1 pseudogene is annotated in these 342 nt (G+C 65.5%); it reads left to right on the forward strand.

What is annotated here, in order from left to right:
- A pseudogene (locus tag AC0L2A_RS36475) lies at positions 1-342 on the forward strand (GumC family protein); the annotation flags it as partial.

Below are 342 nucleotides of genomic sequence, written 5' to 3' on the forward strand. Positions count from 1 at the left end.
GTGCTCCTGCTCGATCTCACCGCTTCGGGCGCCGCCTCGCGACCGACGCTGGACAGCAGGCTTTTCCCGGGCATCACCGATCTGCTCGCCTCCGAAGCGCAGTTCAGCGACGTGATCCATGCCGATCTCTATTCGGACTGCCACGTCATTCCCGTCGGCAACGCCGATCCGGTTCGCGCCATGCGCGCCGCCGACCGGCTGCCGATCATCATGCAGTCGCTGACCACCGCCTACGATCTGGTCGTGGTCGAATGCGGACCCACCGACGCGCAAGGCATCAGCCGCCTTGTCGGCGAGGGCACAGAAGTCTTCCTGTCGCTGCTGGAGCCGAACGATGAGGTG

The sequence above is a fragment of the Mesorhizobium sp. WSM4844 genome, assembly GCF_055811775.1.